We start from the raw sequence: 12,828 nt of genomic DNA on the forward strand, positions 1-12,828 counted from the left end.
GGCGATCATACGACGATGTGAACAGATCCCCGGTCAACTGTGCGAACCGGCCGGGCCGGTCGCTCCGGCCGGCCGCCGACGTGCCGCCCGGCCTGCGGATCCGCCCGCCCGGGCCGCCCCGCCGGGGCCCCGTCCCAGTGGGTCAGGCGCCGGTCGAGGCCGTCCGGTGCAGCAGCAGCAGGGCCACGTCGTCCGGGCGGGAGCGACGCTCGGTCACGTTGAGGGTCAGCAGGTCGGCGAGCCGCTCCAGCTCCGGGCCCACCGCCCCCCGGACCGGTCCGGTCCTGGCGGCCCAGAGCTCCAGCCCGCCGAGCATCCGGTGCACCGACTCGTCGTAGTCCTCCTCGCGGTCCTCGACCAGGCCGTCCGTGTAGACCAGCAGCGATTCGCCGACGGCGAGGTTGTCCACGGTCAGCCGGTACGGCGCGCCCGGGTCCACCCCGAGCGGCGGACCGCCGGGCAGGTCCAGCTCGACGGCCTTCGCGCCGGTGATCCGGACCGGCGCCGGGTGCCCCGCGCGGGCCGCGCTCAGCGTGCCGTCGGCCGGGTCGAGGGTGAGGTAGAGGCAGGTCGCGAAGAGCTCGGTGTCCAGCTCGGCGAGCAGCCGGCTGGTCCTGGCCAGGGTCGCGGCCGGGTCGTGGCCGTCGGTGGCGTAGGCGCGCAGGCCGCTGCGCAGCTGGCCCATCACGGCGGTGGCCTCGGCGTTGTGGCCCTGGACGTCCCCGATCACCAGCCCGACCTTGCCGTCCGGCAGCCGGATCAGGTCGTACCAGTCGCCGCCGATCTGCATGCCCTCGGTGCTGGGCAGGTAGCGGGCGGCGGCGGTGATGCCGGGGATGGCCGGCAGGGTCCGGGGCAGCATCGCGCGCTGCAGCTCGGTGGCCCGGTGGTGGTGGGTGTCGTACAGCCGGGCGCGCTCCAGGGACTGCGCGAGGATCCCGGCGAAGGCCGAGTACAGGGTGCGGTCGTCGCGGCTGAAGGCGCGTTCGGTGGCGAAGGTGATCAGGCAGGAGCCGACCTGTCGCCCGGAGGCGATCAGCGGCAGCACCGCCCAGGAGGGCGGGGTCAGCGGGCCGCCGGCGCCGTCCCGGGTGCCGCCGCCGCGGCCGGGCTCGCTGAACAGCGGGGTGGAGCGGGCCAGCGAGTGCTGCATGACGCCCTCGGAGAGGTCGGCCAGCCGGTTCAGCTCGGTGCGCCGCGGGCCGCCGTACACGGTGTGCGAGACGGGCAGCAGCCGGCCCTCGTCGACCAGGTCGAGGACCAGGCTGGCGGCGCCGAGCGCCGGGCCGGCCACGTCGGTGACGGCGGTGGTGACGTCCCGGACGGTGATCGCGCGGGAGAGGGTGCGGGTCAGCGCGAGCAGCAGCGCGGAGCGGGCGCCGACCGCTGGGGATTCCGGGCCGGCGTCGGGCGGCCGGTCCTCGGGGGCGCCGGTGCGGTCGCGGTCGACCAGCAGTCCGGCTATCCGGACCGGCCGGCCGTGGATGTCGAGCATCACCTCGCCGCTCTCCCGGATCCGGGTGACGCCGCCGCCGCGGCGCAGCACCCGGTAGGCGAGCCGGTAGGGGCCGCCGCCGGCCAGCGCGTCGGCGAGGCCGGCCTGGACGTCGGGCAGGTCCTCGGGGTGGACGATCCGGGACAGGTCGGGGGCCTCGGCGGACCGGTTCCCGGGCGGCGGCGGAAGGCCGACCACCCGGTAGGCCTGGGCGTCCCAGAAGGTCTCGCCGGTGACCAGGTCCCGTTCGAAGGCGCCGGCGCCGGCCGCGTGGACGGCGAGCGAGAGCAGCGGGTGGGCCAGCGGCGCGGGGTCGCCGCCGGCGGGGTCGTGGGTGCGGACGCCCTTGGGCGCGCGGGTGCTCGCGTGCACGTGGTCGAGCAGGTGGGAGAGCCGGTGGGCGCAGGCCTCGCCGATCGTCTCCAGCACGTCCAGGTCGCGGCGCGGGACGGTGCCGCGGTGGGCCAGGGCGAGGGCGAGGACGCCGATCGGCCGTTCGTCGACGATCATCGGCAGGGTGACCAGGGCGACCATCCCGGTGCCCATGCCGGAGTTGCGGTTGGGGTAGTCGATGCTGGTGCGTTCGGGGCTGAGCAGGTAGGGGCGGCGCAGCCGCAGCGCCATCGCGGCGGGCAGGTCGCCGGCCGGGTCGACGGTGCCGTAGCGCTCGTGGGCCCACTCCGGCAGGCCGTGCGAGGCGGTCAGCCGGAGCATTCCGGCGGAGTCGAGCAGGTAGATCGCGTTGCCCTCGCCGGTGATCCAGGCGGGGCCCTCGGCCAGGATGGTGCCGAGCAGTTCCGCGGCGCCGGAGCAGTTCAGCAATAACCGCACGCAGCGCATCGGGCTGCGGGCGACGGGGCCGGTGAGCGGGCTGCGGCTCTCGTCCTCGGAGGGGGGGAGCCACGGGGAGGTCAGGTCCATCGGGCTACCCGGCCTTTCCGTTCCGCAGGGGGGTGACGCCGTTAGGGCGAACGTAATTTCTTCATCCTATTTGCTGAACTCGCGAAAGGGGGTCCAAGACGCCGGACCATGACCAGCGGCCACCGGCACCGGCGGCCGGCACGGCTGCCTTCCCCGGGGGCCGACGGCCGGCACCGACCGCCTGTGTGATCGGTCCGGTGACAGAGTCCGTTTGCTTCCGTTCGGGTGCCTGATGGCGCCGTCGGCGCGGCGAACGGGGCCCGGGGGGTGGCGGTCGGCTCCCGGGGGCGTCCGCGCGGGTGGTCAGGCGGCCGGCCAGGCCCGCAGCCCGCTGGTGAGGACCCCGATCAGCCGGTCCTGGGTGACGGCCAGGTCCTCGGAGCGCTGGAAGGAGCCGGCGATCGACAGCGAGGCGAAGCCGTGCGCGACCGAGCGCACGGTACGGGCCGCGTGGATCACCTCGGGGCCCTGCAGCCCGTAGTCGCGCAGCACGGCGACCAGCACCTCGACCAGCTCGGCGGCGGCCCTGGTCAGCTCGTCGTCGGGCTGCGGGGCCTGCGGCAGGGCGTTGTAGCGGTTGGGGTGCTCGACGGCGTACGCGTGGTAGCCGCGCAGCACCGCCTCCACCGCGTCGTCCCCGCCGCGGCCGACCGCCGACTTGGCCAGCCGGGTGGCCAGTTCCTCGGTCACCCGGACGGCGATCAGCCGGCGCAGCTCGGTCAGGCCGCCGGGGACGTGCTTGTACAGGGACGGCGTGGCGACCCCGGCCCGGGCGGCGACGGCGGCCAGGGTGAGGGCTTCCGGGCCCTGGTCGTCGATCAGGCCGAGCGCGTGGGCGACGACGGCGTCCGGGGTCAGTCCGGCGCGTGGCATGGGGGCCTCCAGTGGGGTGGTGCGGCACCGGGGGTGCGGTGCGGTGGGGGGAAGGCGGCCCGCGCGCGGTGGCCGGGCGCGGGGCGGCTCAGCCCTGGGTGTCGGCGGTGCTGGGCCGGGACTCGGTGAGCGAGGCCAGGAAGGGCACCAGTGCGTCGGCGGTGGCCTGCGGGAACTCCGCCATCGGGTAGTGGCCGGCGCCCTCGATCATCACCTTGCGGGCGTTCAGCGCGGCGGCCTGGCGGTCGGCGACCACCTCGGGCTTGGGGAAGTCGGGGTCCTTGCTGCCCATCACGACCAGCGCGGGGCAGGTCACCGCGGCCGACCAGCCGACCGGCGCGGAGTCGCCGCGGACGTAGCCGCGGGTGGCGGTCTTCCGCCCCGGGGTGCGCAGCGAGGCGACCAGCTCGGCGCGGTACTCGGCGAAGTCGGCCGGCTTGGCGGTGGGGAAGGCCAGCTTCTGGTACATGCCCCAGAAGGCGGGGAACTGGATCACGGCCGTGCCGAGCACCTTGACCAGGCCGCGCTGGAAGGCGGTCGGCGGCAGGTTCTCGACGAAGGCGTCCAGCAGGGCGATCCCGGCGACCCGGTCGGGGGCGTCCCCGGCGACCTTGACCACGCTGGCGCCGGTGTAGGAGCTGCCGACCAGGACGGCGCGCTCGATCCCGAGGTGGTCCAGCAGGGCCAGGGCGTCCTGGGCGATGGCGGCGGGGGTGTAGTCGTCCCACTCGATCGAGGACTCGCCGAAGCCGCGGATGTCCATGGTGATCACCCGGTGGCCGGCCCCGGCCAGCAGCGGGTGCAGGTGGCGGTAGGCGGAGCGGGAGTCGAGCATGCCGGGGATCAGGAGGACCGGTGCGCCGCTGCCGTGCTCGGTGTCGTCGAAGGCGATCCGCCCGCCGGGGACGTCGAGGTAACGGGTCGCGAGAGGAGTGGTGGACATCGCGGGCCTCCTTGGCCTGTGGGCCGTGCCGTCGGCGAGATGCCGATAGCCATAAAGCTAAGGCTAATAGCCTTAGCTGTCAAGGAGGCTTCCGGTGTCCGTCCCGCCCGGCCCGCGGCCGGCCGCCGCCGGCCGCGCCGGGCCCGTCCCGCCGCCGGGGTGCGGCGCTCCCCGCGCCGGTCCGGCCGGGCGTCAGATGCCCTCCACCTTGAAGGGGTCGTGCTCGGCCAGCAGCTTCTCCAGTCGGGCCTGGTCGACCCGGGTGACGATCTCGGTGCTCTCCTGGCGGTCGCGGATCACCTTGGCCAGGGTGAACGAGGAGGTCACCGTGTACAGCAGGCCGATGCCCAGGAAGGCCCTGGTCCATGCGCCTACCGGCAGGTAGGCGATGCCGACGGCCAGGGCGCCGCCGGAGATCGCGAAGGACAGCACGGCCTGGACGTAGTACGCCGCCGTGGTACGTGACTGCATCGAGGTGCTCATGCGGCCAGGATGGCCAAGCGTCATGTCGCGCACATGAGTACGGGTACTCAGATTCAGGTGCGGTTTGTTGACGCCTGTTCACGATCCGTAGTGCCGCCGGACGGTAACCATGCCAAATCGCCCATTCCGCCCCATGAAAATGTTGACTCTCCCGCCTGGACGGCTTGGAATCAGGGGCTCCTAGGATTAACGTTTGATAACGCAGCGCGGTCGGAAACGCCGTGACCACGGCACCGTGCGCTCGCCTAATCCCGCACGGCCTGCTCCCCGGAGCAGGTCAGGGAGCCGGGGAACCACCGTTCCTTGGGGTGAATCGGCCAGGCCCAGGCCCGGCCGTAGGAGACCTTCCTGCTCCGAACCCGTCAGCTAACCCGGTAGGCGCGAAGGAAGGAAAGGAGCGCGCCTCCGTGGCGTCGTCGCACTCTCCGGCACACCCGTCCGGTTCCACCGGCACCCAGCTGCTCGACCACCCCTGGCCGCCCGCCTACGGCGGCGCGTACGGCGAGGGCCCGGACGAGACCGCGCCGCCGCAGCCGGCCGACAGCAACCGGCACCGGATGCCCCGTCAGACCCGCGGGACCGGCCCCCTGCTCGGCGTCACCGCCGTGGCCGCCACCCTCGGCGCCACCGGATTCGCCTCCGCGACCCCCGCGGCCGCGCCCGCCGTGGTCTCGCCGGACGAGACCACCGTGCTCTCCGCCGACCCCGGCCTGGCCCTTGCCGCCCGCATCCAGCAGCAGGCCGACAGCCAGCGCACCGCCGCCGAGGAGGGCGCCCGCCTGCAGGCCGCCAAGGAGGCCGAGGTCAAGCGCGCCGCCCAGCAGGAGGAGGCCCGCAAGGCCGCCGAGGCCGCCGAGAAGGCCAAGCTCGCCGCGATCCAGCTGCCGGTGCGCGACTACTTCCTCTCCGCCCACTACGGGCAGAGCGCCTCGTACTGGTCGCACCTGCACACCGGCCTCGACTTTGCCGCCTCCACCGGCACCCCGGTGTACTCGGTCGGCTCCGGAACCATCACCTCGGCCGGCTGGTCCGGCTCGTACGGCTACCGGATCATCCAGACCCTGCCCGACGGCACCGAGATCTGGTACTGCCACCTCTCCTCGATCATCAAGGCCTCCGGCAAGGTCGTGCCCGGCCAGCAGATCGGCAAGGTCGGCGCCACCGGCAACGTGACGGGCCCGCACCTGCACCTGGAGGTCCGCCCGGACGGCGGCGCCCCCGTCGACCCGGAGAGCTGGCTGGAGCAGCGCGGCCTCACCCCCTGACGGGCAGCGACGCCGGCCTCGCCCCCTGCCGGGCGGCGCCGAGCCCTGACGGACCGTCCCGGTCCCGGCCGACGCCGGGACCGGCGGGCCGTCACTGCCCCGGGCGGTCCGCCTCCGGCTCCTCGGCCGGCCCCTCGCCGGCCCACTGCTCCTCGCCGGTCCACTCCTCCCCCGCGGCCCACTGGTCCTCCGCGGCCCACTGGTCCTGGCCGTCCGCGCCGTCCTCGCCCGCGGGATCCTGCGGCAGCTGCGCCAGGTAGGCCTCGATCTCCTCCGGTCCCGGCTCCGGCGCCAGATCGGGGTACTCCTCCACCAGCAGCCGGGGCAGCCCCGGCACCGTCCACTCGCCGAACAGCCGCATCGCCTCCACGGCCGCCGCCGCCTCGAAGGACTCGAAGTCCCCGGCGAGCTCCCGCGGCATCGGCCGGCCCAGCGCGTTCAGCTCGGCCAGGTTCCGGTAGCTGCGCTCCATCAGCCCGTTCTCCAGCAGCATCCGGGCGCCGTCGGTGGCCATCCCGACCGACATCAGCCGGGTGGGGCCCCAGCCGCCGTCGCCGTCCACCCGGTCCAGCGCGCCGGCGTCCTCCAGCCCCTCGTACGCCGCGAGCCGCTCCTCCGGCGCCAGCTCGCGGAACGCGTCCAGCCAGGCCCGGACCGCCGCCGGGTCGTCCGGCGGCACGCCGTCCGCGCGCAGCAGCAGGGTGTACAGCCGGGGCCAGGTCACCAGGTCCGCGCGGCGCAGCAGGCCGGCCGCCACCTCGCCCTGCCACTCGGCCTCGGCCAGCAGCCGCTCCTGGCGCTTGGCGTTCAGGCGCTTCGCCGCCCGCTGATGGTCGGTCAGCAGCCGCATCGCCGCGCCGTACGCCAGCGGGTCCTCGCCGGGCGCCGGCTGCACGTACAGGTAGAGCCGCTCGTACAGCAGGTGCTCGACGGCGGCCGAGGTCAGCTCGGGCCAGCCGTCGCGGATCCGGCCGCCGCCGAGTTCGAGCAGCGTCAGCACCGCCCGCAGCGGGCCCTCGGCCACCGGCTCGCGGTCCTGGGCCCGCGCCCAGGCGGTCAGCTCGGCGGTCCGGGTACGAGGGGCGAGCCGCAGGTCATCGTCGTTCATGTGACGTACGGTAGCCGCTGTACCGTTGGCGGACATGGTCCCCGTACTGCTCACCGGCCCGCGTCTGGTCATCCGCGAGTTCCACCACACCCCCGGCGACATCGACGCGTTGCACGCCGTCTTCGGCGATCCCGAGACGGCCCGATACCTCCCCTTCGAACCACGCGACCGGGAGACCTGCGCCGACCAGATCGAGCTCTACCTCGAAGAGGCCGAGAAGGATCCGCGCAGCACCTACCGGCTGGCCGTGACCCGCCTGGAGGACGGCGAGGACGCCGTGCCGATCGGCAACGCCGTGCTCGGGGTGGAGCCCCAGCGGGCCGGCTTCGTCGGCTACGCGCTGCGCCGCGACACCTGGGGCCTGGGCTACGCCAGTGAGATCACCCGGCTGCTCTGCGGCCTGGGCTTCGGCACGCTCGGGCTGCACCGGCTCTACGCCCGGGTCGATCCCGCCAACACCGCCTCCTCCCGGGTGCTGACCAAGGCCGGGTTCCAGCTGGAGGGCCGGATCCGGCACGACCTCTACCTGCGCGGGACCTGGCACGACGCCCTGCAGTACTCGCTGCTGGAGGACGAGTGGGCCGACCGGGGCGGCGTGTAGGGGGGTGACCCGTGCAGGGGGTTAACCCCACCCCGGACCGGGCGGTGGGCCGGATACCGCCGCCGGGCCGTCCGCGGGACCGTTGAGGTGTCAGCAGGAAGCGCACCAGGACACCACGAGGGACCGAGGCGGCCATGATCAGCAGCAGCGCACAGGGCGGCGAGTACGACGGTTACCGGGCCCACCGCCCGGCCCGGGGCGGCGGGGACCGCCCGGCCCCCGGGTTCTGGCGGGCGCCGTTCAGCCGCTCGTACCTCGGCGAGGTCGGGTTCACCCTCGCCGGGCTGCCGATCGCCGTCGCCGGGTTCGCCGTCGCCGTCACGCTGTTCTCGCTCGGACTCGGCACCCTGGTCACCGTGGTCGGGCTGCCGGTGCTGGTGGCGCTGCTCGGTTCGGCCCGGGGCTTCGGCGCCCTGGAGCGCGCCCGCGCCCGGGGCCTGCTCGCCCTGGACGTCGCCGACCCGGCGCCGGTCCGCCCGGCCCGGCCGGGTTTCTGGGCCGGCGTCACCGGCCGCCTCGGCGACGCGGCCGGCTGGAAGGCCGTGCTGTACCTGGTCCTGATGTTCCCCTGGGCGATCGTCAGCTTCACGCTGTCGCTGACCTTCCTGGTCACCGGGTGGGTGGTCGCCGCCTACCCGCTCTACCACTGGGTCTTCGCCCGCTGGACGCCGTGGCCCGGCTACCAGCTCTTCGACTTCACCAAGGACGGCCGCCACTACCAGTACTTCGTCGAGTCGCCCGCGCAGATCGCCGGGATGTCCGCGGTCGGCCTCGTGCTGGTCTTCCTCACCCCGCTGCTGGTCCGCGCCGTCACCAACGTCAACCGGCTGGCGATCCGCGGCCTGCTGGGCGGCTGAGCCTGCGTCCGGAGCGGCTGAGCCGGCCTCCGGGGCGGCGGTCCCGCCGTCCGGGGCGGCCCGGCGGGCGGACCACGCCGCCGGGCCGCCCCGGATGCGGGCCGTCCCGGCGCGTGGTCCGATGATCGTCATGGCCGCCCCTGCCGCCCCCGACATCCTGCTCACCTCGCGTCCCCTGGACGAGTACTGCGGGCTCTTCGGCCTCACCCGGGCCGCCCTCGCCGCCGTCGCAGGCCCCGTCCTGGACTGCCCCGGCGGGGCCGCCGGGCTCACCGCCGAGGCCCGCGCGCTCGGCTGCCACGTCATCGCCGCCGACCCGGCGTACGCCGCGCCGCTGCCCGCCGTCACCGCCCGCGCGCTGGCCGGCCGGGAGGCCATGGCCGGCGCGATGCGGGCCGCCCCGCACCTCTACCCGGCGCCCCGGGATCTCCCGCCCGACCGCTACCTGCGCAGCTGGGACCGCGCCCGCCGGCTGTTCGCCGCCGACACCGCGGCCCACCCCGAGGACTACGTCGCCGCCGCGCTGCCCCGGCTCCCGTTCGCCGACCACACCTTCGCGCTCACCCTCAGCTGCTACCTGCTGCTCGCCTACCCCGGCCGGTTCGCCCCCCGCCACCAGCTGGCCGGGCTGCTGGAACTCGCCCGGGTCACCGCCCCCGGCGGCGAGGCCCGGATCTACCCCCTGCACGACGGCGACGGCCGGCGCTGCCCGCACCTGGACGACCTGCGCCGGGAGCTCGGGCGGCACCGGGTCGGCAGCGAGATCCGTGTCTTCCCCCGCCCCGGCGACGGCCGCACCCGCCGGATCCTGGTGCTGACCCACGCCCGCTCCCGGAACCACCGGTCCGCCGGGGTGGCCAGCCGTTAGCGTGTCTGCCCATGGACCTCACCGACCCGCCCGTGACCGCCGGCCCCGCGGCCGTGCCCGGCGCCCACCGCCTGCTCGACATACCCGGCGTCCGCAACGCCCGCGACGTGGGCGGGTTCCGCACCACCGACGGCGCGCGGGTGCGCACCGGGCTGCTCTACCGGTCCGGCTGGCTCGCCGAGCTCGCCCCGGAGGGCACCCGGGCCCTCGCCAAGCTCGGCGTGCGCACCGTCCTCGACCTGCGGGACCCGGCGGAGATGCTGGTCCGCCCGGACCGCCTGGGCGGCCTGGACGTCAGCACCTCCCACCACCCGCTGCTCCCGCAGGACGGCGTCGACCACTACGGCGAGCCGCTCCACGAGGCGTACCGGCTGATCACCGACGCCGCCGACGGCACCCTGCCCGCCCTGCTCGGCCGGCTCACCGAGCCCGAGGCGCTGCCCGCGCTGCTGCACTGCGCGGTGGGCCGCGACCGCACCGGCATCGCGGTGGCCGTCCTGCTGAGCGTGCTCGGGGTGCCCGACGAGGACATCGTGGACGACTACCTGCTGTCCAACCTGGGCCTCGGACTGCTGGACGGCGTCCCGCAGGAGTACCTGGACGCCAAGGGCGTCGTCCGGTTCACCGAGATCGTCGGCCCCGAGCTGATCACCGGCGCGCTGGCCGCGCTGCGCGGGCGCCACGGCTCCCTGCCGGCGTTCCTGGCCTGGGCCGGGCTCGGTGAGGAGGGGGTGGCCCGCCTGCGTGCGCTCTTCCTCGAACCGGCCTGAGCCCGGACCGGGCCTGGGTCCGGGCGCGGCCTCAGACCCGGCCTCAGGCCCGGCCTCAGCCCTGGACCGGCGCCGCGGACTGGTGGGGCACGACCGGGGCGGCGTCCACCCGGGCCAGGATCTTCTCGGCCAGCCAGCTCCGGTCCGAGCCGTACGGGATGCCCTCCGGGGCGACCAGTTGCGAGGCCACCGCGTCCCGCAACCGGTGCCACTCGCCGGCGGCCAGCCGGGAGAGCAGCCCGCGGGCCGCCAGCAGCGCGTGGTACTGCTCGAAGCCCGAGCGGGGGCGCTCGATCGCCTCCAGGACGCTGTCGAGGTCGGCCAGTGCCGGGTCGCCCTGCATCAGCGCGAGGGCCTGCACCCGCCGTCCCTCCGAGCCGTCCGCGAACAGCTCCCGGACCTGACCGGCGGTCAGGGCCGAACGGCGCGCGGTCGACCGCACCTCGGCGACCACGTTCTCCGGGCTGGCGTCGCCGGCGGGCGGCAACTGCTCCCGGACGGTCTCCGGCCGGTCGGTGCTGGTGCCCAGCAGCCCCAGGCGCTGCATCGCCCGGACCCGCAGGTCGTCCGCGCCCACCTTGTCGCCCTTGCGGTCCCGGTCCTGCCCCGCGAGGAAGAGGTCGAGCGCGCGGTCGGCGTCCGACAGGGCCCGGGGCAGCAGCAGCCGGGTGGCCAGCCAGCCGGCCAGGAACCCGAGCACCAGGAAGTACAGCACCAGCGCGGCCGCGAACGGCGCCGCCCCCGGATCGCCGCCGAGGGCCGGGGCGAGTGCCGCGCCGAGCTGGTGCAGCCGGGCGCCGAGCGAGCCCAGCTGGGTCAGACCGACGCCGAGCAGCACCTTGGTCAGCCAGTCCGAGACCTGCTCCAGGTTGGTGTTCGGCACGTACGAGTCGCGCACCGGGCCGCCGGCCGGGCCGGGCTGCTCGCCGGAGCGCATCCGCGGCACCCCGAACAGGAACCCCAGGGCGCCGCCCAGCACCGCCGCCGCCCCGGCGACCGTCAGACCGCCGCCCAGGGCCTGCAGGGGGTGCGCCCGCCCCAGCCCGAACAGCAGCAACCCGGTCAGTCCCACCCCGAGCATGCCCGCCGCCGCCGTCCGCCGCGCCGCCCGCAGCTGTGCCGCGCCCCCGGCCGCCCTTGCCCCCGCCATCGCCGTACCCCCTGCGTCAGCCCCGTGAAGTCGGGCCGACTGTACCCAACGGGAGGCGCGCGGACACGCAGACGGCCCGTGGGCTGCTCCCCGGTACCAGAGCCCGGCGCCGGGCTGCTGGCACCGGGGCACCGGGGATGTTCCGGTGAGCCCACGGGCCGGGTGACTGCTTGGGAATCGCCTGCCGCCGGAGGCCGGTCACGACCTCAACTGCACAGGCAGGGGCGGCTCTAGCGAGCAGCCACCTCACACATCCTGACGGTACTCAACCAGGATCACCTCCTTTCAGTGTGCCGCCACGATAGGCACGCGACCCGAGCGGGGGCAACGGATTTAAGCGGCGGTTTTCCCGGGATCCGCTCAGGCGGTCCGGAGCTTCTGCTTGACCGCCGAGAAGTCGATCACGTCGTCGGCGGGCGGGGCCTTGAGGTCCAGCGGCTTGTCGAAGTCGCTGAAGGTCAGCTGCCCGGGCTCGGCGCCCGCGGTCTGCTCCATCCGCACCAGGTAGGGCTTGCCCTGGGTGGCGACGTACAGGGTGCTGTTCTCGCCGCCGGAGTCGGTGGCGGTGATGCTGAAGGCCTTGGTGCCGTCGACGTCGGCGGCACCGCCCTTGGTGTACTTGTCGCCGCTGGTGCCGTCGTCCTTGCTGACGGCCCCGATGAGGTCGCAGACCTCCGCCATCTCCTTCAGGCTCGGGTCGTCCTGCCCGTTGGTGATGTAGCGGCCCTTGAAGAGCTCGGCCAGCACGGCGCCGCTCTTGGCGTTGCCCTCCTTGGCGGCCACCGTGTTCCAGAACACCGCGTCCGGCTTGATCCAGGTCCGGCCGCCGATCCGGACCAGCTCGACCTTGCCCTCGCTTCCGGTGCCGACGCTTCCGGCGCAGTCGCCGGCCTTGCTGGCGGCGAGGTCGAAGGTCAGCTTGCCGCCTTCGATCGTCAGGGTGCCGTTGACCTTCACCGAGTCGAGGCCGCCCATCGCGGTCCGGGCCCGCTTGACGACCTCCTCGGCGCCGAGCTTCTCGACGTCGACCGACTCCGCCCTGGCGGCCGGGGCGGCCGCCCCGGCCTTGTCGCCCGCCCTGTCGCCGGCCTTGTCGCCGGCCTTGTCCCCGCCGCAGGCGGTGGCGCCCGCGAACAGCAGGGCACAGGCGATCGATGCGGACACGAAGTGCTTTGTTGGCACGGAACTTCCCCCTGAAATCTTGGCTCGCCGAATCCGGGTCGGCGGTGCCGTTCGGAGATTCATTGTGGTGAGGGCGGCCGGGGTTCGCCGGTGGTTTCCCGAGCGTGTTACCCGTTGCCAGGACCGGGAATTCCGCGACCGGAACGTTCCGAACGCCTGTGCCCAGCGGCTGCCGGGCGGCGCTCTCCGAGGTGTCGGGACGTGCCGGGACGTGCCGGCCGGGGTCTGGACGCCGGTGCGCGCACGCCGACCCGTCCGCCGGATGCCCGGGTACGGCAGAAGGCCCGGCAGATGATCTGCCGGGCCTTCTGT

12 protein-coding genes and 1 riboswitch are annotated in these 12,828 nt (G+C 74.8%); of the genes, 5 read left to right on the plus strand and 7 right to left on the minus strand.

Annotation, left to right across the window (positions count from 1 at the left end):
- Window positions 1–142 precede the first annotated feature (142 nt).
- From J2S46_RS22550 to J2S46_RS22565, 4 genes are all read right to left on the minus strand, one after another.
- The gene (locus J2S46_RS22550; protein WP_191292552.1) at window positions 143–2,416 is read right to left on the minus strand and encodes a SpoIIE family protein phosphatase; all 2,274 of its coding nucleotides are present in this window, start codon (window positions 2,414–2,416) and stop codon (window positions 143–145) included.
- A gap of 303 nt (window positions 2,417–2,719) precedes the next feature.
- Complete coding sequence (locus J2S46_RS22555) at window positions 2,720–3,289, minus strand: TetR/AcrR family transcriptional regulator (RefSeq protein ID WP_191292551.1); 570 nt, start codon at window positions 3,287–3,289, stop codon at window positions 2,720–2,722.
- A gap of 88 nt (window positions 3,290–3,377) precedes the next feature.
- Entirely contained in the window at window positions 3,378–4,232 is an 855-nt protein-coding gene (locus J2S46_RS22560) for an alpha/beta fold hydrolase (RefSeq protein WP_191292550.1), read from the minus strand.
- Window positions 4,233–4,424: 192 nt separating this feature from the next.
- Complete coding sequence (locus tag J2S46_RS22565) at window positions 4,425–4,715, minus strand: YiaA/YiaB family inner membrane protein (protein WP_073925623.1); 291 nt, start codon at window positions 4,713–4,715, stop codon at window positions 4,425–4,427.
- Between the two features lie 232 nt (window positions 4,716–4,947).
- Window positions 4,948–5,110: riboswitch (cyclic di-AMP (ydaO/yuaA leader) on the plus strand.
- Window positions 5,111–5,122: 12 nt separating this feature from the next.
- Between J2S46_RS22565 and J2S46_RS22570 the strand changes: the two genes are divergently transcribed.
- On the plus strand, window positions 5,123–5,980 hold the full coding sequence (locus J2S46_RS22570; protein WP_229913118.1) for a M23 family metallopeptidase: 858 nt from the start codon (window positions 5,123–5,125) through the stop codon (window positions 5,978–5,980).
- 91 nt (window positions 5,981–6,071) lie between these two features.
- Here J2S46_RS22570 and J2S46_RS22575 read toward each other — a convergent pair whose 3' ends face one another.
- On the minus strand, window positions 6,072–7,088 hold the full coding sequence (locus J2S46_RS22575) for a hypothetical protein (RefSeq protein WP_191292549.1): 1,017 nt from the start codon (window positions 7,086–7,088) through the stop codon (window positions 6,072–6,074).
- Between the two features lie 34 nt (window positions 7,089–7,122).
- Here J2S46_RS22575 and J2S46_RS22580 point away from each other — a divergent pair, with 34 nt between their 5' ends.
- The 4 genes from J2S46_RS22580 (at window position 7,123) to J2S46_RS22595 (ending at window position 10,184) form a co-directional block, all read left to right on the plus strand.
- Window positions 7,123–7,689 carry a GNAT family N-acetyltransferase gene (locus tag J2S46_RS22580; RefSeq protein ID WP_191292548.1) on the plus strand — a complete coding sequence of 189 codons (567 nt, stop codon included), beginning with the start codon at window positions 7,123–7,125 and terminating at the stop codon, window positions 7,687–7,689.
- A 134-nt stretch (window positions 7,690–7,823) separates the two neighbouring features.
- Window positions 7,824–8,546 (plus strand): sensor domain-containing protein, encoded by a 723-nt coding sequence (locus J2S46_RS22585; protein WP_191292547.1) that lies wholly within the window; start codon window positions 7,824–7,826, stop codon window positions 8,544–8,546.
- A gap of 130 nt (window positions 8,547–8,676) precedes the next feature.
- Window positions 8,677–9,414 (plus strand): hypothetical protein, encoded by a 738-nt coding sequence (locus tag J2S46_RS22590; protein ID WP_191292546.1) that lies wholly within the window; start codon window positions 8,677–8,679, stop codon window positions 9,412–9,414.
- A gap of 11 nt (window positions 9,415–9,425) precedes the next feature.
- Window positions 9,426–10,184, plus strand: a complete 759-nt coding sequence (locus tag J2S46_RS22595; RefSeq protein ID WP_191292545.1) for a tyrosine-protein phosphatase — start codon at window positions 9,426–9,428, stop codon at window positions 10,182–10,184.
- Window positions 10,185–10,239: 55 nt separating this feature from the next.
- On the opposite strand, the gene J2S46_RS22600 is transcribed toward J2S46_RS22595, so the two are convergent.
- Window positions 10,240–11,334, minus strand: a complete 1,095-nt coding sequence (locus J2S46_RS22600) for a hypothetical protein (RefSeq protein ID WP_191292544.1) — start codon at window positions 11,332–11,334, stop codon at window positions 10,240–10,242.
- Between the two features lie 360 nt (window positions 11,335–11,694).
- The gene (locus J2S46_RS22605) at window positions 11,695–12,498 is read right to left on the minus strand and encodes a hypothetical protein (RefSeq protein WP_191292543.1); all 804 of its coding nucleotides are present in this window, start codon (window positions 12,496–12,498) and stop codon (window positions 11,695–11,697) included.
- Window positions 12,499–12,828 lie beyond the last annotated feature (330 nt).

It is taken from the genome of Kitasatospora herbaricolor, from assembly GCF_030813695.1.
In the GTDB taxonomy this organism is placed as follows: Bacteria; Actinomycetota; Actinomycetes; order Streptomycetales; family Streptomycetaceae; genus Kitasatospora; species Kitasatospora herbaricolor.

Excerpts from the sequence above, each read along its gene's own strand:
- J2S46_RS22585 (WP_191292547.1), top strand. The coding sequence starts at position 7,824 with ATGATCAGCAGCAGCGCACAGGGCGGCGAGTACGACGGTTACCGGGCC.
- J2S46_RS22580 (WP_191292548.1), top strand. The coding sequence starts at position 7,123 with ATGGTCCCCGTACTGCTCACCGGCCCGCGTCTGGTCATCCGCGAGTTC.
- J2S46_RS22555 (WP_191292551.1), bottom strand. The coding sequence starts at position 3,289 with ATGCCACGCGCCGGACTGACCCCGGACGCCGTCGTCGCCCACGCGCTC.
- J2S46_RS22590 (WP_191292546.1), top strand. The coding sequence starts at position 8,677 with ATGGCCGCCCCTGCCGCCCCCGACATCCTGCTCACCTCGCGTCCCCTG.
- J2S46_RS22550 (WP_191292552.1), bottom strand. The coding sequence starts at position 2,416 with ATGGACCTGACCTCCCCGTGGCTCCCCCCCTCCGAGGACGAGAGCCGC.
- J2S46_RS22575 (WP_191292549.1), bottom strand. The coding sequence starts at position 7,088 with ATGAACGACGATGACCTGCGGCTCGCCCCTCGTACCCGGACCGCCGAG.
- J2S46_RS22560 (WP_191292550.1), bottom strand. The coding sequence starts at position 4,232 with ATGTCCACCACTCCTCTCGCGACCCGTTACCTCGACGTCCCCGGCGGG.
- J2S46_RS22595 (WP_191292545.1), top strand. The coding sequence starts at position 9,426 with ATGGACCTCACCGACCCGCCCGTGACCGCCGGCCCCGCGGCCGTGCCC.
- J2S46_RS22565 (WP_073925623.1), bottom strand. The coding sequence starts at position 4,715 with ATGAGCACCTCGATGCAGTCACGTACCACGGCGGCGTACTACGTCCAG.
- J2S46_RS22600 (WP_191292544.1), bottom strand. The coding sequence starts at position 11,334 with ATGGCGGGGGCAAGGGCGGCCGGGGGCGCGGCACAGCTGCGGGCGGCG.